Origin of the sequence: Rhizobium sp. AN80A (assembly GCF_030053015.1) — a bacterium.
Lineage (GTDB): Bacteria > Pseudomonadota > Alphaproteobacteria > Rhizobiales > Rhizobiaceae > Rhizobium > Rhizobium metallidurans.
This window is the reverse complement of sequence record NZ_JASJPX010000002.1, coordinates 327,851-344,834: the sequence shown is the minus strand read 5'-3', so window position 1 is coordinate 344,834 and position 16,984 is coordinate 327,851. Positions and strand designations below refer to the sequence as shown.

Here is a 16,984-nt window from a genome sequence, read left to right as displayed (position 1 = left end):
AGGAAGAGAAAATGAAGAAGACGCTCATTCTCGCGTTGGCCACCACCCTTGGCCTTGTCTCCGTTGCCACGGCGGCCGATACCCGCCACGGCAAAAGCCAGCATAACGAGAAAGTTGCCTCGCAGCCGAAAGAGCGGCTGGGTACACTTTCTTGCGAAGTCGCCGGTGGTATTGGCTCACTGATCGGCTCCAGCCGAACGGTTGACTGCCAGTTCAAACAGCGGACCGGCAAGGTCGAACGCTACACCGGTACGATCGGAAAGCTCGGCATCGATGTCGGCGTAACAGGGAAGTCCTATTTGAGCTGGGTCGTGATCAACACCAAGCCAACGACAGTTGGAGAAGGCAGCCTAGCTGGTACTTACGTTGGCGCGTCGGCTGGAGCTACGGTTGGCCTCGGCCTGGGGGCGAACGCGCTGGTCGGCGGCAACGCCAAGAATTTTGGCCTGCAGCCGCTCAGCGCCGAAGTCGGGACCGGTCTGAATGTCGCGGCCGGCGTATCGAGACTGCAACTGCGCAAGGCAGGTTAGAAATCGGTGATCGTGTAATCCCGATTTATCCGATCGGCTGACGCCTTCGAGGGGCGAGGCCGCGCGCCCCTCTTATCATTTGTGGACCCTATGATAGGTAATAACTAGGCGACAGTGAGAGCCGATACGCATCCACCACCGTCAGCACGTGGTGGATGTCGATGGATATACTTGGAACGCGGCTCGCGCTGTTTTCACCGCCAGCTTGGAGCGAAGCGTCCCTGGGGTGCCATCGAGGTCAATCCCAGGCTGTGCACTCGACAGTAGCGTCGTGATCAAGCTCCCTCGGAGCCGCCCGCACCTCCTCCATTGAGCCTGGCTGGCGTTCCCGGGAGATGCCGCTGCGATAATTGCGAGATCCACCACCTACAAGTCTGGTGCCCAAGCCGCCGGGAAGGCGCGACGATCATCAATCGAGAGAAATGGCGCACGGACGACGTCGATCGGCCGCCGAAGCTGAAGGCCGGGAACGAGAACCACCAGCGCTATCGTCGCGGCTTGGCTGGCGGCCCGTTGCAGTTGACTATGCATGGGTTCCTCCTCACCGGATGTGCGGATCTTGATCCCGCCTCAGGCGAGACGCGGCTATGGCACCCGTTTCCGGCGCCAGCAAATCATGCCTTTCAGCGAATGCCGCGAAAAGGCCGCGCGCCGTTTCGGCCTCGATCTCGCCGCGCAACGCGGCGCCGCAGGCCTTCAAGGCAACAGCATGCGCATTATCCCTCAGCCTCATTGGCCATTCACAAAGATGACGATACGCGTCCGTCGCACTGTGAACCTCGGCCGGAAAACCTAGGCCGACGAGAATGCAAATTGGCTCTCTGAACATATCGGGCTTCATCTCTCTCTCCTTTCCGACCCGCGATGTTGGTGGGTGTCATGGCGCGTGGCGCCCATTAGTGGACAAGCTCGATCACGCCGCTTCCCGCGCCTCGATGTGAGCGGGGCAGGACGAAGTCAGAGCTGGTGAGCCCTGGATCCAAATCTTCCGCGGCTTCAACGCCTCCGGGATCTCACGAACGAGATCGATCGAAAGGAGGCCGTTGCTCAGATCCGCGCCATTCACCCGGACGTGGTCGGCAAGCTCGAAACGATGCTCGAACGGACGTCCGGCAACGCCGCGATGCAGGTAGGCATCGGCGGAGGATTCCTGCTTCTTGCCGCTGACAGTCAGCAGGTTGGACTGAAAAGTGATGTCGAGATCGTCCTGAGCAAACCCGGCCACCGCGATCGAGATGCGGTAACCGTCGTCACCGGTCTTTACGATGTCATAGGGCGGCCAGTCGCTGATCGAGCGGGCGCGCTGAGCGTTTTCGAGAAGATTGAAGACCCGATCGAACCCGATGCTCGAGCGGAACAGGGGGGCGTAGTCGTAAGATGGTCCCATAGCCATATCCTCCTTGAAGCAACATGGGTACGGAAACGCCGAAAGGCGGCGCCTCCAGCAAGGCCAGCTCTGTCCTCAGCAACTGGCTGGAAAATAATTTGGCTTTTGAGAGTTTCGGCTTCAAGATCCGCGGCGCGAAAAATTCCACACCGACCGAAATCGGATGATTTCGGCGTTTATCGCTAGGATTGAGGATAGGCGGGCTCGAACCGGGCCATCATCTCAGATGCTTGCTGAACACGCTCGGCTGCCTCCGGTCTACCGCGTGCAAGCTCGCCAGCATTGACACGGATTGCTTTTGCAATGCTCGACATCGTTGCGAACTTTCCTTACTGGACTAGGGCTTCTTTTGAGGCGGTCTCAAGCCAGCGAGCAAAGTCCACTATGATTCCTTCGCGTTCATCCATGCGACGTTCTTGAGGATATTGATGTTCTCTTCCATAGAGGTGTTACTCCGTCGCCTTCGGGGGCACCAAGCTCGGCAGTCCTCGGTGGGTCGAAAAGCGAGGAAGACGAAAAATCAAAATCAAGAGTTCAATGGAGCTTGAACTCGCCCTCGACACGGCGCCATTCGTGTGGCCCGATCAGCCGCTGGTGGGAATAGCGGACAGAGTGGAGAGGCCCGTCGAGGTTCGCCTGCCAGAAGCCGAGGAACTTGTGCATCTCCGGAAAATCAGGTGCGAGATCATAGTCCTGCCAGACGTAGGTTTGCAGGACGGATTCGAAGTCGGGAATGCGGTAGAGGATATGCGCGGTGGTCAGCCCGTAGCCGTTGAGCTGACGCTCCAGATCCGACGAGAATTGCATGCTTCATCTCCGTTTCATGACGCTGCGAAGGTGACTTAAAATCTTGCACTCATCAATGTTTTTTTGAATTCGGCGATGCTGTTTATTGTTCCTTTCCAGCATGTTAGCAGCCAACGACGCCGAGTGCTAATTTTTCTTGTCGACCCTCTTGAAATCGAAAAATCTCGAAAATAAATTTTGCCCGCCAACGCTCGTTTGAGGTTCGCACCCGCCCGGACTGGTCATCCGGTTCGGTAGGGTTTCAACGTCATCATTTTTGCTCAATGGAGGAAAACATGTCGTTCCGACCACTTCACGATCGCATTCTCGTCCGCCGGGTCGAGATCCCAGGAAAAGACCAAGGGCGGCATCATCATCCCCGATACCGCAAAGGAGAAGCCGTCAGAAGGCGAGGTCGTCGCTGTCGGCACTGGCGCGCGTAACGAGGCCGGCCAGATCCAGGCGCTCGACGTCAAGGCTGGCGATCGCATCCTATTCGGCAAATGGTCCGGCACCGAGATCAAGATTAACGGTGAGGACCTGCTGATCATGAAGGAAAGTGATGTCCTAGGCATCATTGACGTTCAAGCCGAGCAGAAGAAGGCGGCCTGACGGGCTGTTTCGTATACCCACCACTATCAGTCAGTAGCTGCCTATTGAGGAGTTAGACAAATGGCTGCGAAAGAAGTCAAATTCCACACCGATGCCCGTGAACGCATGCTGCGTGGGGTCGATGTGCTTGCCAATGCGGTCAAGGTGACCCTCGGCCCAAAGGGGCGCAACGTCGTGATCGACAAGTCCTTTGGCGCACCGCGCATCACCAAGGACGGCGTATCCGTTGCCAAGGAAATCGAGCTCGAAGACAAATTCGAGAACATGGGCGCCCAGATGCTGCGAGAAGTGGCATCAAAGACCAATGATCTTGCCGGCGACGGCACCACGACCGCGACCGTGCTCGCACAGGCGATCGTCAAGGAAGGCGCCAAGGCTGTCGCTTCGGGCATGAACCCGATGGACCTCAAGCGCGGCATCGACATCGCCGTCGACGCCGTCGTTAGGGAACTGAAGACCAACGCCCGCAAGATCACCAGCAATTCCGAGATCGCCCAGGTCGGCACAATCTCGGCGAACGGCGATGAAGAGATCGGCCGTTACCTCGCCGAGGCGATGGAAAAAGTCGGCAATGAGGGTGTGATCACCGTCGAGGAGGCCAAGACGGCGGAGACGGAGCTCGAGGTTGTCGAAGGCATGCAGTTCGATCGCGGCTACCTCAGCCCCTACTTCGTCACCAACCAGGACAAGATGCGGGTCGAACTCGAGGATCCCTACATCCTGATCCACGAGAAGAAGCTTTCGAACCTACAGGCCATGCTTCCGGTCCTGGAAGCAGTGGTGAAGTCAGGCAAGCCACTTCTGATCATCGCGGAAGACGTCGAAGGCGAAGCTCTAGCGACCCTGGTCGTCAACAAGCTGCGCGGCGGCCTTAAGATCGCCGCCGTCAAGGCGCCGGGCTTCGGCGACCGCCGCAAGGCGATGCTGGAAGACATCGCCGTCCTGACTGGCGGCACTGTTATATCCGAGGATGTCGGCATCAAGCTCGAAAACGTCACGCTGAACATGCTGGGCCGTGCCAAGAAGGTGGCAATCGAAAAGGAAAACACCACCATCATCGATGGCGTCGGCTCCAAGGCCGAAATTGATGGTCGCGTCGCCCAGATCCGGGCGCAGATCGAGGAGACCAGCTCCGATTACGACCGCGAGAAGCTGCAGGAACGCCTTGCCAAGCTAGCCGGTGGCGTTGCTGTCATCCGGGTCGGCGGTTCGACGGAAGTTGAAGTGAAGGAGAAGAAGGACCGAGTCGACGACGCCCTGCATGCAACCCGGGCCGCCGTCGAGGAAGGCATCCTTCCGGGTGGAGGTGTTGCATTGCTTCGCGCGGTGAATGCACTCCACGGTCTGCCAACCGCCAACGACGATCAGCGCGTCGGGATTGACATCGTCCGAAGGGCGATCGAGGCTCCCATCAGGCAGATCGCGGAAAACGCCGGCGCCGAGGGATCGATCGTGGTTGGAAAGCTGCGGGAAAAGAGCGAGCTGTCATATGGCTGGAATGCGCAGACCGGTGAGTATGGCGATCTCTACGCGCAGGGCGTCATTGATCCGGCAAAGGTCGTGCGCACCGCGCTCCAAGACGCCGCATCCGTTGCCGGCCTGCTGGTGACGACGGAAGCGATGATCGCTGAAAAGCCTAGGAAGGATACCGCTCCTGCTCTGCCGGCCGCCGCTGGCATGGATTTCTAGGCAACCAAGCAGGCCCGCCCCGCTCGGGGCGGGCTAGACCAAGGGGACAAGAATGATAGCGCCAGTTTCGAAGGAAGATTCACGTCTATGCGCCGGTGTGGTAAGGGAGGTCGCGCGTGCGAAAGGTGTCGACGCGGACCCGGCCGCGATCGGGGCCCTGATGGTGAAAGTCGCGAGGCTTTTCAATAAAGGACTACGCGAACGCGACAAGCTATTGTCAGCGGCCATGGACGAAGAAACAGCTGCCTGAATTGACTTTCGTGCTGGCGGTTTGTCTGCCAGCACGGATCCCGAACCCGCGAACCATATATTTGCGCACTCGTGGCCCGCTCAGGCGCTTGTGTCGCCGCCGACGGGATCGCGCGTGCGATAACGTCGCTAGCTTCCCACCTAGCGAGGTAATTAACTGCTTCCGCGACGGTCGCCCGCTGTGCGCGCCTAACAAGTTGACGGTCTCCGCCAGTTTTCCAATCGCCTCGGCAAGCCGTCGCGCCTGACGCGGATTGACCTTGGAAACGACGGGCCACCGGTGGCCATGAAGCGTTCGAATGCCCCGTGATTGGCACCGGCCGGCTCACAGACGACACGCGCTAGAGGACGTCGGTATCACTTGCCGTGTTGCCCGCGCCCGGCCTGTCGCCAAGCAGGAAGCGCACCCGCAATCGCGCCAAAACTCGCCCCACCACTGATCGTCGCAAGGAACGGGACCAAGCTGCTAAGCAAAATTACACCGGGGATCGATCCATGTGCAGCCGTAAAGAGCGGATAGGCAACTAGGAGCAGCACGATGCGAGAGGAACAAATGACGCGACGGTAGCCGCGTCTTCATTATTCGGGCCTATCTCCTTCAGACGCATGAGATGCTGTTCGATGCCCACAATCATGCATTTCGCGTGTTTGACGACATTCCCGGCCGCGGTATCTACGACAACATGCGCACGGCGATCGACAAGGTCGGCCGCGGCAAGGAGCGAGACGTCAATGTGCGGTTCCCGCTACCTGGATGTCAGAAGGACAGCTGAACTTTCATCGACTTGTTTCGGTCGCCGGCGGTTTCGAATGCGGCAATTGCATCCTCCAGCGGGAAGGTTCCGGTCAGAAGCGGCCTCAGGTCGACACGGCGCTTGTTGATCAGCGCGACGGCCAGCCCGAATTCCTCATGAAAGCGGAACGTTCCCTTCATCTCTATTTCCTTTGAGACGACCATGTTCTGCGGAATGGAAACATCGCCGCCAAGGCCGAGTTGGACGAGAGTGGAACGCGGCCGAAGTGCTTCGAGGCCTGAGCGTACCGCGCGCTCATTACCCGACGCTTCGAACTGCACGTCGAAATAGCCCTTGTTGGCCGAATAGGCCGACAGTTCGTCCGGATTGTCAGCGACATTGATCACGCGGTCGGCACCGATCTCCAGCGCCTTGTTGAGAACCGTGTCCATCACGTCTGTGGCGACGATTTCGCGGGCGCCGTGGGCGCGCGCCGCGATGATCGCGAGCGCACCGATCGGCCCGCAGCCTGTCACCAGAACCCGCTTGTCGGTCAAGGGACCGGCACGGTTGACGCCATGCAGAGTGACCGCGAAGGGCTCGGCCATCGCCGCCTCGTTGATCGAGACGCCCTCGGCCACCTTGTGGCACTGATAGGCTTCGGCCACCAGACGTTGCCGGAACGCGCCCTGGATGTGCGGCATTGGCATGGCCGAGCCATAGAAACGCATGTTCAGGCAATGGTTCTGCTGGCCCTTGAGGCAATAGTCGCAGGCATTGCAGGGCCGAGATGGCGACACGGCGACACGGTCGCCGACAGCAAGACCGGAGACGCCTTCGCCCGACGCCTTGCCAAGAGAGACGATCGTCCCGGCCACTTCATGGCCAAGGATCATAGGCTCGCGTACGCGCACCGTGCCGAAGCCACCATGGTTGTAATAATGCAGGTCGGAACCGCAGATGCCGCCGGCCTCGATGGCGACCTCGACCTGTCCTGGCTGAAGCGCTTCGGCTTCGCGTTCCTCGATCCGAAGATCCTTGGCGGCGTGGATGACGACGGCTTTCATCGGGATCTCCTTACAACACCGGGGTCGGCAGGGTCTGGCCGGCAAAGTGGCAGGCGAGATTGTCGCGCACCAGCTTGCCCATTGCCCTGCGGGTTTCGATCGTGCCCGATGCATGATGCGGCTGCACCAGAACATTACCGAGCGTCAGAAAACGCGGGTTGAGCTTCGGCTCGCCTTCGAACACATCGAGTGCGGCCGAGCCAAGCTTGCCGCTTTCGAGCGCGTCGAGAAGCGCATCCTCATCGATATTCGACGCCCTCGAGATATTGATCAACATGCCTTCCGGACCAAGTGCCTCGATCACCGGCTTCGACACGATATGGCGTGTCACGGCGGAGGCGGCGAGCGTTACGAACAGGAAGTCGGAGCGGTCTGCCAGTTCGACCGGATCAGCGATGAAGGTCATGTCCTTGGCGAAATCCTTGGCCGACACGTCGCTATAGGCGATGTCCATGTCGAAGCCCTTGAGACGCTTGGCGACTTCGCAGCCAATGCGGCCGAGGCCGAGAACACCGGCCTTGCGGCCCCAGACGCGACGCTTCAGCGGATAGAGTCCCTTGGCCGTCCAGCTGCCGTCCTTGACCCAGGTTTCCGCGCCGATCATGCCACGCGACTGCACCAGCATCATGCCAATGCCGAGATCGGCGACATCGTTCGTCAGGACATCTGGCGTGTTGGTGACGCGGATACCCCGGGCGCGAGCCGCATCCAGATTGACCGCATCGTAACCGACACCATAGACCGAGATTATTTCCAGCTTCGGCAGCTTTTCGATCAGTTCGGCTGAGGCGCCAAGCTCGCCGCGCGTGGCGATGCCGCGGATATCGGCGCCACGCTGCGCCAGAAACGCCTCGCGATCGGGGGCTTCATAAAGCTTGTGTACTTCAAACTGCGCTTCCAATTCGACCATATCCCATTCCGGATAGGGTCCGATCATCAGGATGTTCGGCTTGCTCATGGTTTCCTCCATTTGTTTTGTATCCGGTCTCAAGGACAGTTTGGCGACGCCAGATATTCGAGCGCCAAGCAGACGATCGCCTCCAGCGGTTGATTGATCTCGATCGCAACGACCCGGTCCTCTGCGTGAGGAGGCTCAAGCGTCGCGAGCTGGCTGTCGAGCAGCGATAGCGGCATGTAATCGTGACTGCGGGCCGCCATTCGCGCGGCCAGGACGTCGCGGTCGCCATGCAGATAGATGAAGACCACAGGCCTGCCGGCCAGCGCCCGAAGCCGATCGCGATATGACCGCTTCAGCGCCGAACAGGAGACGACGACATTGCCGTCGGCACCCAGCGCCCGACCGAGCGCATCGAGCCAGGGCCAGCGATCGGCATCATGCAGTGGTGAGCCTGTCCGCATCTTTTCGACATTCGCCGCGGGATGAAGACTGTCACCTTCGATGAAATCGGCGCCGATGCGGCGGGCAAGGCCGTCCCCCACCGAGGTTTTACCGCAGCCCGAGACGCCCATGACCACAACAGGCCCGACCAATGCCACCGGATCAAAGGCTGATTGTGATACCGCCGTCGACATAAAGCGTGTGTCCATTCACAAAAGATGATGCTCGGGACGACAGGAAAACGGCTGCGCCGACCAGTTCCTCGACATTGCCCCAGCGACCGGCTGGCGTGCGTTTCTCCAACCACGCCGTGAACTCGGGATTGTCGACCAGCGCCTGATTAAGCGGCGTGCTGAAATAGCCGGGCGCCAACGCGTTGATTTGCAGACCGTATTTTGCCCAATCCGTCGCCATGCCACGGGTCAGATTTTTCACAGCGCCCTTGGTTGCCGTATAGGGCGCGATCCCGGGGCGAGCGAGTTCGCTCTGTACCGAGGCGATGTTGACGATTTTGCGCGGCCGCGGCAATCATATGCCGGGCAACCGCCTGCCCGACGTAGAAGGCACTGGAGATATTGGTCTTCAACAACCCCTCCCAGCGATCCACCGGGAACTCCTCCAATGGACCGCGAAACTGCATGCCGGCATTGTTGATCAAAATATCGATCGGGCCGGTGCTGCCTTCGATCGCGTCGACGCCGCGCTTGACCGCGTCGGCATCCGTCACATCGAAATCGCTGGCCGAAACCCGGACGCCGATGTCTGCCAGTTCGCGGACTGCGACATCAAGCTTGCGCTGATTCCGACCGTTGAGCACGACCTCGGCGCCGTGCTCGGCAAGCCCGCGCGCAAGCGCGAACCCGATCCCCTGCGACGAGCCCGTGACGAGCGCTCGCAGACCGGCAAGGTCGAAAAGCGGGAACGTCATTGCGCTTACCCCTGTGCCGAGAGATCGTGGATCGCGGCACTCGTGACGCGGTGATAGACCTTGCCGTCGAACATGGTCAGCAGGTGCCGTGTCTGTTCGCGCGACTGGAAGCGTGCGTCGCAGGCCATGGCGCGCTCAAGCGCTGCGTGGTCCGGATAGGTGATGGCAAGAATGAGAGGCGTGGAGGGCGCACCCTCGTCGCGTTCGAGCTCGCGGCAGACGGAAACGCTCACCGCACCGTCAAATTTTGTCCATAGTGGCGTCAGCGTTTTCTCCACGAAACTGTGGAATTCGTCCTCCTTGCCAGCCTTGATCGTTCCAACGAATTCTGCGTAGCGGATCAGCATGTCATTCCTCCTCGTCAGGCCTTCGGGCCATCGTAAAACTTCATCAGGGCGGCATTGTCCGCCGCACCGAGGCCCGCTGAGACCATCAGCCGATGGATCTCCATGCAGAGCGATGTCATGGGCATTGCCGTGCCGGTGTGGATGGCTAGTGACTGCGCGGCGGAGAGATCCTTGACCATGTTGTCGATGCGGCCGGTCGGCGAGTAGTCGTTGCGCGCCATCTTGCCCATGAACTCCTGCAGGATCGCGCTGTCGGCGCGGCCACCACTCAGCGCCGCGGGGATCCGCTGCGCATCGACACCGGAATCGATTGCCAGCTTGGTCGCTTCCGCCACGGCGACGAAATTGAGCGCGCACAGGACCTGATTGATAAGCTTGGTCGTCTGCCCAGCCCCGCTCGGGCCCATCAGGGTCAGGTTCTGGCACAGGTCATCAAGGATCAGCTTCGCCTCGGTAAAGTCGGTGGGGCTACCACCGGCCATCACCGTGAGCTTGCCTTCGTAAGCTTTTGGCGCCCCGCCGGAGAGCGGGCAATCAAGCCACCTTAGGCCGAGCACCGCGGCGTCTGCATTGAATTGTCTGGTCAGGATCGGGTCGATCGATGACATGTCGATTACCACGGTCCCGGCCGCGGCACCTTTGACGACGCCGGTGGAACCGAACACCGCTTCGCGGACGATCGTTGCGGAGTTGAGGCTGAGAACGACGGCGTCGGACCGCGACGCGGCGTCGGATGCGGTAGATGCTGCCTCCGCGCCCTGGGCGGTCATCTGCTCCACCTTGACCGAATCCACGTCAAAGGCAACGACGGTATGGCCGGTTTTCAGGAGACGTGAGCCGATTGCGTGACCCATGACGCCGCAACCGATCAGTGCGATTTTTCGTTTTTTCGACAAAGCTTTTCCTCTCCTCCCGACCGGGGGCTCAATGTGATAGCCAAAACGAGTTACGTGGCGGTCAGCCGATCTCTGATCTGAGAAAGGCTTGCAGCTCGGGCGTTCTGGGACTTGTGAAAAATTCGGCGGACGGCCCCTCTTCGTGGATGATGCCGTCCTTCATGAAAATTGTCCGGTTTGCGACCCGGCGCGCGAAACCCATTTCGTGGGTCACGAGCAGCATGGTCATGCCCTGGCGAGCGAGATCCTCGATGACGGCAAGCACCTCACCGGTCAGCTCCGGATCGAGAGCCGAAGTCACCTCGTCGAACAGCAGGACCTTGGGGCGCATGGCAAGAGAGCGGGCAATTGCAACGCGCTGCTGCTGGCCGCCCGAAAGCATGTCCGGATAGGCATCGAAGCGATCGCCTAGCCCGACCATGGACAGGCAACGCTGCGCTTCGTCTCGGGCGGCGGCCTTGGCCTCGCCTTTCACCTGCACGGGGGCGAGCATGATGTTTTCGCCCGCTGTCAGATGCGGGAAGAGATTGTAGCTCTGGAAAACTATGCCGACGTCGCGCCGGAGCTCCCGCAAGGCCGCTGGCTTGCGCGACATGGCGTGACCAGCGATCTGGATATGGCCGCTATCGACCGTTTCCAATCCGTTGAGACAACGCAGGAACGTGCTCTTCCCCGAGCCGCTCCGCCCGATCAGTGCAATAACCTCACCTGCCTCGACTTTCAAGGACACGCCCTTGAGCACTTCGAGCGGGCCAAAGCTCTTGCGGATATCATTTGCGATTACGACAGACATGTTCACCTCACGATGGGAATGCCGGGGCAGCGACCTATGCTGCCCCCTGCGACCATTAGGCTTAGAAGGATGGCAGTTCGGGCATCGGCGTCTTCATCCACTTTTCGTAGATTTGGCCGAGCTCGCCGCTCTGCTTGTGGACGAAGAGAACCGTGTTCAGCCAGTGGAGGAGATCCGGATCGCCACGGCGCAGACCCACACCATAGAAGCTCTGCAGATAGGTCGTCTTTTCCTCGAACTTGTCGGGATAGCGCTGCTGAAGCTGCGCGCCGATATAGTTCACGGTCCCGATGGCATCCACCTGACCGGCGACCAGCGCATTCAGCGTCGTGCTGTCATCGTCAAAGCGGACCAGCTCCATTCCGGGAATGTTCGCCGCCGATAGCACCTTCTCATGCGCGGTTCCGCGCGGCACGCCAACTTTCTTGCCTTTCAGGTCCTCCAGGCTTTTGATCTCGGTGCCCTTCGGCGCGATGATGACCGACTTGTGGCCGCCATAGGGGTTCGAGAAAGCGACCGACAGCGCGCGCTCGGTATAGATGCCGAAGCTCGCGACGACAAAGTCGACCTTGCCTGTCTGGAGCGACGGGATGCGGCTCTGGCCGGTGACCGGCACGAGTTCCAGCTGGACGCCGAGATCCTTGGCGAGCAGCTTGGCGACATCGACGTCGAGACCATCAGGCTGCATTTCGGCGTTCGTGATGCCGAAGGGCGGGACCGAGAGATCAACGCCGATCAGGACTTTCTTGCGGGCGATGATTTCGTCAAGAGAGGCGGCGGAGGCCGCAGTGGCGCCCAGAGCGATGGCGAGACCGATCAGGGGCATGAATAGGGATTTCAGGCGCATGTTGTATCCTCTCAGTTTTGGGTTCCGGCTATGATCAGCGACCTTCTTCGTGTCGTTGATGATGATATTGCCTAGGCACGAGCTCCACGCTTTGCGGCGCGGCTCTCGAGCCAGAGGCTGAGCTGGGTGAGCGGGAAACACACAGCAAAATAAAAGGCGGCTACGGCCAGGAAGGACTTCAGTGGCTCGAATGTCGCATTGCTGACGAGCTGGCCGGCACGGGTAATCTCGACGAAGCCGATGATGGAGGCGATCGAGGTTTGTTTGATAATCTGCACCAGAAAGCCGACGGTCGAGGGCATTGCCAGCCGGATGGCCTGCGGTGCAATCACGTAGCGAAGGACCTTGTAGGGGTGCAGTGCCAAGGCATCCGCACTTTCCCACTGCGCCTTCGGAATGGCCCGAAGCGCGCTTTCCCATATGGCGCCGAGAAACGCGCTGGAATTGATGGTCAGTGCCACGGCGGCAGCTGCAATCGCGCTGACTTCGAGGCCGAACAGCGATGGGGCATAGTAGCAGATGAACATCAGGATCAGCAGCGGCAGCCCCTGGATGAACTGCATATAGGCGGAGGTCGCCACGCGCAGCGCTCTCGAAGACGAGATGCGCATCACGGCGAGCGCGATGCCGACCAGACCCCCGCCCACGAAAGCGATGACAGTCAGCGTCAACGTCCAGCGCAGCGCGTGAAATATGAAGAAGAATTCCGGCGAGCCAAAGGTACGCATGTCAGTTCCCCCGGAAAAGATTGCGGCGCGAGCGGCGGAAGATCAGCAACCCGGCAAGGTTCAAGATGGCGCGGAAGACGAAATTCATCATGACGTAGACAGCGGCGATAACGAGATAGACTTCCATCGTCCGGAAGGTCTCCGAACTGGCGATCATCGCAGCTCCGGTCAGGTCCTCGACGCCGATAGCCGACACGAGACTGGTAGACAGCATGAGCAGCACGCATTGCGACACGACGGGCGTGAACACCTTCTCGAGCGCCGGCGGCAGGATGACGAAGCGAAGCGTCTGGAAATAGGTCATCCCGAGGCTCTCGGCCGCCTCGACCTGGCTGCGATGCGTCGACTGGATGCCGCCGCGGACGATCTCCGCGATATAGCCGCCATTGTTGAGAACCAGCGCGATGAAGACCGACGTCAATGGTGACATCCGCACGCCGAGATTCGGAAGTCCGAAGAAGATCACGAAGATCTGCACCAGAAGCGGCGTGTTGCGCATCGCCTCCACGTAGCAACGGACGAGAAAACGCGGCAACCAGCCCGGTAAGGTGGAGGCGACGGCACAGCCGACGCCGAGCGCAATGCCCCCGAAAATTCCCACGAACGCCAGCAGCATCGTTAGCCAGAAGCCGCTGATGAACTGCGGTAGGTAGTTTGCTAGTGGGCCGAATTGGAAGGTGTAATCCATGCTAACCTCGGCTTTCGCGCCTTACAGTTACAGTCGTCATTCAGTCCCGAGCGGTCGCACGCGGATATTCTTGCCCGCTTGCGCGATCGTATCGGGATGGCAAAGATCGAGCGCTGCCGCGACCAGCCACCAGGTGTGGTCGGCCTGGCGGATGATGAAGCATTCGGTACTGTGGCCGATCTGACCGAATTCCATTGCGTGGCCCATGCAGATATGGCCGATTTCGTCGGGAAGGCCGACGGACAAGCAGACATGTGCGCCATAGGCGGAATGACGGTAGGTCGGGTCGCCGTAGCGATCGCCGCGCTCGGCCGAGCGCTTCAGCTTGACCGGATCGAATTCCCAGGTCTTGCCGATGTCGTGGCAAAGGCCGCCGGCCAGAATGATGTCGCGATCGACCTTGGCCTCGGGATAGGTCGCCTTGAATTCTTCATAGATCGACAGAGCCAGACGGGTGACGCCGCGCAGATGTGCATCCTGCGTGCCGCGCTTCAGGGAGAAAATGTTAGGGCTGCCCTCACCTTGAATGTCGGTGACGCGATCGAAGGACGAGCGCTCGAGAGCGAACACCCAGGCGTCGATAACCTTCTCACGCAACTCGGCCGACTCGATATCCGCTATCTCTGGCAGATCTTCGAGGATATGCGCGCGGGAAATGGTTTTGTACATTTTTTGACCACCTAGCTGAGCTGCTTACTGAGTGAGCTTAGGAGTGATTGAATTCAAAATCCAATTAGGATATTGCCAGGTATCGATCGAATTTTTCTATAGGTTGACATGGCTCTCAGCTTTTCGGCGGTCGAGGCATTTTATTGGGCCTCGCAATTGCGCAGCTTCAATGCCGCGGCGGAGAAGCTGAGCATCACCCAGCCGACTGTGTCCTATCGTATCAAGGAGTTGGAGGAGCAACTCGGTGTGGCGCTGTTCATCCGGCAAAAGCGCCAGCTGCAATTGACCAGCGAGGGCGAGGCTCTCAAGCACTATGCCGAGGCGATGATCGGCATTGCCAGGGACATCGAATCCAATATCAAGACGCGCAACACCCGGCTGCCGACACTCAGAGTGGGCGTGATGGACAGTTTCGCGGTCGTGTGCCTTCCCGCATTGCTGGACGAACTCGACGGTCGCTTTGCCGAGACCCGCGTTGCAGCCACCGTCGACACCAGCCACAACCTCGCCCGACAGCTTTCCGAAGGGCTGCTCGATATCGCAGTCCTGTCGACACCACCCGAACACGACAACGTCGCGCTGGAATTGCTCGGCCGTCAAACGGTCGAATGGTTCGCCAGCCCCAAACTCGAGATGCCGCGCGAATTCGTCTCGGAAGCGATGCTTCTCCGACAGAGAATATTCTCAACCCCCGCGCCGTCCAATCTCCATACTTTGACGACCAATGCCCTGAGCGGCAACCGCGAGCTTGGCCTTCGCCTCAACGTCTGCAACAACCTTGGCGCCATCCTCAACTTGGTTGAGGCAGGCACGGGCATCAGCATCCTGCCAGGCAGACTGCTTCATACCCAACTGAAAGCGGGAACGGTACATTTGCTGAGGACCCACTCCCGCCTCCCCATGCAGGACGTGTTCATCGGGACCAACAAGGGCGCCGTCGTGCGGGCCTTACCGCAAGTGGCGCAGATGATCCGCAAGGTGAGTGTGGACGTCGCCTTCTGCGGCTGATCACCTGCGCGGTGGCCTCACGCAGCCTCAAACCCTTCCAACCCGGCCGCAACCTCCCTTGCCAGGGCAAGGAAGATCTTGGCGCGGCGCTTCGGTAGGCGTCCCGGCGCTGCATCAACACGGCGGTGCGCTGCAGGCGCACCGGATCGAGGGCAATTGCCTTCAGGTCCTGATGGGCGAAGGCGATCGTTGCGGGTAGGAGTGTCGAGAGAGACGTCCTGCGAACAATTTCGATCACCGCGCTGATGGAGTTGGCCTCTATCCGGACCTGCGGTTGAATGCCGTGCTGACGGCAGAAACGATCGATCTGCTCGCGCGTGGCGAACTCCGCGCTGAGCAGCACCAAGGACGCCGCACTCAGGGCCTCAAGTCCCACTGATGCTTCACCCGCCAGAGGATGTCCGGTTCTGACGACCAGGGCCAGGGTTTCCACCAGCAGGGGCTCAAGATCGAGGTCGGCTGTCGGCGTTCCGGAAAACGCGATCCCCAGATCGATCTCGTCAGACAGAAGCAGATCCTCCATGTGCTCTTGCGAAATTTCCCGCAGGTTGAGGGAGATATTCGGGTACCGACTGTGGAACGCCTCGACGAGGGGGCCGACCAGATAGGTCGTGAACGTTGGCGTCACTGCCACCCGCAGCCCTCCACGGCTGAGGTCGTTCACATCGTGGAGCGCGCGCTTGGCTTCCCGGAACTCCTGCGAAGCACGACGCACGTATTGGAGATAAACCTCTCCGGAATCCGTCAATCGTGTCATGCGCCCTGATCTGTCGAACAACTGCACGCCAAGGCTTTCCTCCATCAGCCTGACCTGCTGCGAAAGCGCCGGCTGCGAGACATGCATGGCCTCCGCGGCCCGCGTGAAGCTCTGGTGCTCCGCCACTGCAAGGAAATAGCGAACCTGTCGAGAAAGCATCATCAAACCTATCAGATTATCTAATCCATCGCATAATAAACGAGACTTTTACATTATGCCATGCGGCCCTTAGCTTTCATCTCAACAGATCGCGAAACGGAGATCGCAGCGATGAAAGACATTATTGACGGCTTTCTGAAGTTCCAAAAGGAGGCCTTTCCTGAGCGGGTTAAGCTCTTCAAGGATTTGGCAAATCAGCAGAACCCCCGGGCTCTGTTCATTTCCTGCTCGGACAGCCGCCTGGTGCCTGAACTGGTTACCCAACGCGAACCGGGCGACCTCTTCGTTATCCGCAACGCCGGCAACATCGTCCCGTCCTACGGCCCCGAGCCGGGCGGCGTTTCCGCCTCGGTCGAATACGCGGTCGCGGCTCTGCAGGTCTCTGACATTGTGATCTGCGGCCACTCTGATTGCGGCGCGATGACCGCCATCGCCTCCTGTAAGTGCCTGGACCACATGCCTGCCGTGGGCAGCTGGCTGCGTTACGCCGACTCCGCCCGTGTGGTGAACGAGGCCCGCGAGCACAAGGACGAGCCCGCCAAGGTCGCATCCATGGTGCGTGAAAATGTCATCGCACAGCTCGCCAATATCCAGACCCACCCATCGGTACGCCTGGCTCTCGAGGAGGGCCGCGTCGCCCTGCATGGCTGGATCTACGACATCGCGAGCGGAAACATCGAAGCTTTCGATGGCAGCAGGGGCGCCTTCGTTTCGCTTGCCGACAATCCCGAGGTCCAGGCCATCAGATATCAAGCAAGACGCGTTGCCTGA

At 60.0% G+C, this 16,984-nt stretch carries 20 protein-coding genes and 4 pseudogenes; 7 read left to right on the top strand and 17 right to left on the bottom strand.

Annotated features, from left to right (window positions below):
• Positions 1 to 11 precede the first annotated feature (11 nt).
• On the top strand, positions 12 to 530 hold the full coding sequence (locus P3R82_RS08080; RefSeq protein ID WP_283193653.1) for a DUF992 domain-containing protein: 519 nt from the start codon (positions 12 to 14) through the stop codon (positions 528 to 530).
• 366 nt (positions 531 to 896) lie between these two features.
• Here the strand turns inward: P3R82_RS08080 and P3R82_RS30260 are convergent, their stop codons facing one another.
• From P3R82_RS30260 to P3R82_RS08065, 3 genes are all read right to left on the bottom strand, one after another.
• A complete protein-coding gene (locus P3R82_RS30260) occupies positions 897 to 1,061 on the bottom strand; it encodes a hypothetical protein (protein ID WP_349294048.1) in 165 nt (54 codons plus the stop codon).
• A gap of 10 nt (positions 1,062 to 1,071) precedes the next feature.
• The gene (locus P3R82_RS08070; protein WP_111565438.1) at positions 1,072 to 1,371 is read right to left on the bottom strand and encodes a DUF982 domain-containing protein; all 300 of its coding nucleotides are present in this window, start codon (positions 1,369 to 1,371) and stop codon (positions 1,072 to 1,074) included.
• Between the two features lie 72 nt (positions 1,372 to 1,443).
• Entirely contained in the window at positions 1,444 to 1,917 is a 474-nt protein-coding gene (locus P3R82_RS08065) for an Hsp20 family protein (RefSeq protein ID WP_112949884.1), read from the bottom strand.
• Between the two features lie 23 nt (positions 1,918 to 1,940).
• Between P3R82_RS08065 and P3R82_RS08060 the strand changes: the two genes are divergently transcribed.
• Positions 1,941 to 2,084: a hypothetical protein gene (locus tag P3R82_RS08060; RefSeq protein WP_162724622.1), complete on the top strand. Its 144-nt coding sequence runs from the start codon at positions 1,941 to 1,943 to the stop codon at positions 2,082 to 2,084.
• 15 nt (positions 2,085 to 2,099) lie between these two features.
• Here the strand turns inward: P3R82_RS08060 and P3R82_RS30255 are convergent.
• Together P3R82_RS30255 and P3R82_RS08055 are read right to left on the bottom strand one after the other, a co-directional pair.
• Positions 2,100 to 2,359 (bottom strand): annotated as a pseudogene (locus tag P3R82_RS30255) (hypothetical protein).
• A gap of 92 nt (positions 2,360 to 2,451) precedes the next feature.
• Positions 2,452 to 2,724 carry an aspartate-semialdehyde dehydrogenase gene (locus P3R82_RS08055; RefSeq protein ID WP_111565412.1) on the bottom strand — a complete coding sequence of 91 codons (273 nt, stop codon included), beginning with the start codon at positions 2,722 to 2,724 and terminating at the stop codon, positions 2,452 to 2,454.
• A 275-nt stretch (positions 2,725 to 2,999) separates the two neighbouring features.
• Between P3R82_RS08055 and groES the strand changes: the two are divergent.
• From groES to P3R82_RS08040, 3 genes and pseudogenes are all read left to right on the top strand, one after another.
• Positions 3,000 to 3,315: pseudogene (gene groES, locus P3R82_RS08050) on the top strand (co-chaperone GroES).
• Positions 3,316 to 3,375: 60 nt separating this feature from the next.
• A complete protein-coding gene (groL, locus tag P3R82_RS08045) occupies positions 3,376 to 5,004 on the top strand; it encodes a chaperonin GroEL (protein ID WP_112949882.1) in 1,629 nt (542 codons plus the stop codon).
• Positions 5,005 to 5,819: 815 nt separating this feature from the next.
• A pseudogene (locus P3R82_RS08040) lies at positions 5,820 to 5,996 on the top strand (IS21 family transposase); the annotation flags it as partial.
• Positions 5,997 to 6,010: 14 nt separating this feature from the next.
• Here P3R82_RS08040 and P3R82_RS08035 read toward each other — a convergent pair.
• The 11 genes and pseudogenes from P3R82_RS08035 to P3R82_RS07985 form a co-directional block, all read right to left on the bottom strand.
• Positions 6,011 to 7,054 (bottom strand): L-idonate 5-dehydrogenase, encoded by a 1,044-nt coding sequence (locus P3R82_RS08035; protein ID WP_112437290.1) that lies wholly within the window; start codon positions 7,052 to 7,054, stop codon positions 6,011 to 6,013.
• A gap of 10 nt (positions 7,055 to 7,064) precedes the next feature.
• On the bottom strand, positions 7,065 to 8,012 hold the full coding sequence (locus tag P3R82_RS08030; protein WP_112949943.1) for a 2-hydroxyacid dehydrogenase: 948 nt from the start codon (positions 8,010 to 8,012) through the stop codon (positions 7,065 to 7,067).
• A gap of 29 nt (positions 8,013 to 8,041) precedes the next feature.
• Positions 8,042 to 8,587 (bottom strand): gluconokinase, encoded by a 546-nt coding sequence (locus P3R82_RS08025; protein ID WP_283193652.1) that lies wholly within the window; start codon positions 8,585 to 8,587, stop codon positions 8,042 to 8,044.
• Positions 8,556 to 9,321 (bottom strand): annotated as a pseudogene (locus tag P3R82_RS08020) (SDR family oxidoreductase). Before P3R82_RS08020 ends, P3R82_RS08025 begins: the two are co-directional and overlap by 32 nt.
• 5 nt (positions 9,322 to 9,326) lie before the next feature.
• Entirely contained in the window at positions 9,327 to 9,668 is a 342-nt protein-coding gene (locus P3R82_RS08015) for a hypothetical protein (RefSeq protein ID WP_112949879.1), read from the bottom strand.
• A 14-nt stretch (positions 9,669 to 9,682) separates the two neighbouring features.
• Entirely contained in the window at positions 9,683 to 10,564 is an 882-nt protein-coding gene (locus P3R82_RS08010) for an NAD(P)-dependent oxidoreductase (RefSeq protein WP_112437289.1), read from the bottom strand.
• Positions 10,565 to 10,625: 61 nt separating this feature from the next.
• Positions 10,626 to 11,357, bottom strand: coding sequence for an amino acid ABC transporter ATP-binding protein (locus tag P3R82_RS08005; RefSeq protein WP_112437288.1), 732 nt, complete (start codon positions 11,355 to 11,357; stop codon positions 10,626 to 10,628).
• 61 nt (positions 11,358 to 11,418) lie between these two features.
• On the bottom strand, positions 11,419 to 12,204 hold the full coding sequence (locus tag P3R82_RS08000; RefSeq protein WP_111565232.1) for a transporter substrate-binding domain-containing protein: 786 nt from the start codon (positions 12,202 to 12,204) through the stop codon (positions 11,419 to 11,421).
• 71 nt (positions 12,205 to 12,275) lie between these two features.
• On the bottom strand, positions 12,276 to 12,932 hold the full coding sequence (locus P3R82_RS07995; RefSeq protein WP_111565233.1) for an amino acid ABC transporter permease: 657 nt from the start codon (positions 12,930 to 12,932) through the stop codon (positions 12,276 to 12,278).
• 1 nt (position 12,933) lies between these two features.
• Positions 12,934 to 13,620: an amino acid ABC transporter permease gene (locus P3R82_RS07990; RefSeq protein WP_111565234.1), complete on the bottom strand. Its 687-nt coding sequence runs from the start codon at positions 13,618 to 13,620 to the stop codon at positions 12,934 to 12,936.
• A 36-nt stretch (positions 13,621 to 13,656) separates the two neighbouring features.
• Positions 13,657 to 14,289 (bottom strand): HD domain-containing protein, encoded by a 633-nt coding sequence (locus P3R82_RS07985; protein ID WP_052821381.1) that lies wholly within the window; start codon positions 14,287 to 14,289, stop codon positions 13,657 to 13,659.
• Positions 14,290 to 14,397: 108 nt separating this feature from the next.
• Between P3R82_RS07985 and P3R82_RS07980 the strand changes: the two genes are divergently transcribed.
• On the top strand, positions 14,398 to 15,297 hold the full coding sequence (locus P3R82_RS07980) for a LysR family transcriptional regulator (RefSeq protein WP_111565235.1): 900 nt from the start codon (positions 14,398 to 14,400) through the stop codon (positions 15,295 to 15,297).
• On the opposite strand, the gene cynR is transcribed toward P3R82_RS07980, so the two are convergent.
• Positions 15,203 to 16,216 carry a transcriptional regulator CynR gene (gene cynR, locus P3R82_RS07975; protein ID WP_283193651.1) on the bottom strand — a complete coding sequence of 338 codons (1,014 nt, stop codon included), beginning with the start codon at positions 16,214 to 16,216 and terminating at the stop codon, positions 15,203 to 15,205. The two genes, P3R82_RS07980 and cynR, sit on opposite strands and share 95 nt — an antisense overlap.
• A 108-nt stretch (positions 16,217 to 16,324) precedes the next feature.
• On the opposite strand from cynR, the gene P3R82_RS07970 reads away from it, so the two are divergent.
• Positions 16,325 to 16,984 carry a carbonic anhydrase gene (locus P3R82_RS07970; RefSeq protein ID WP_111565236.1) on the top strand — a complete coding sequence of 220 codons (660 nt, stop codon included), beginning with the start codon at positions 16,325 to 16,327 and terminating at the stop codon, positions 16,982 to 16,984.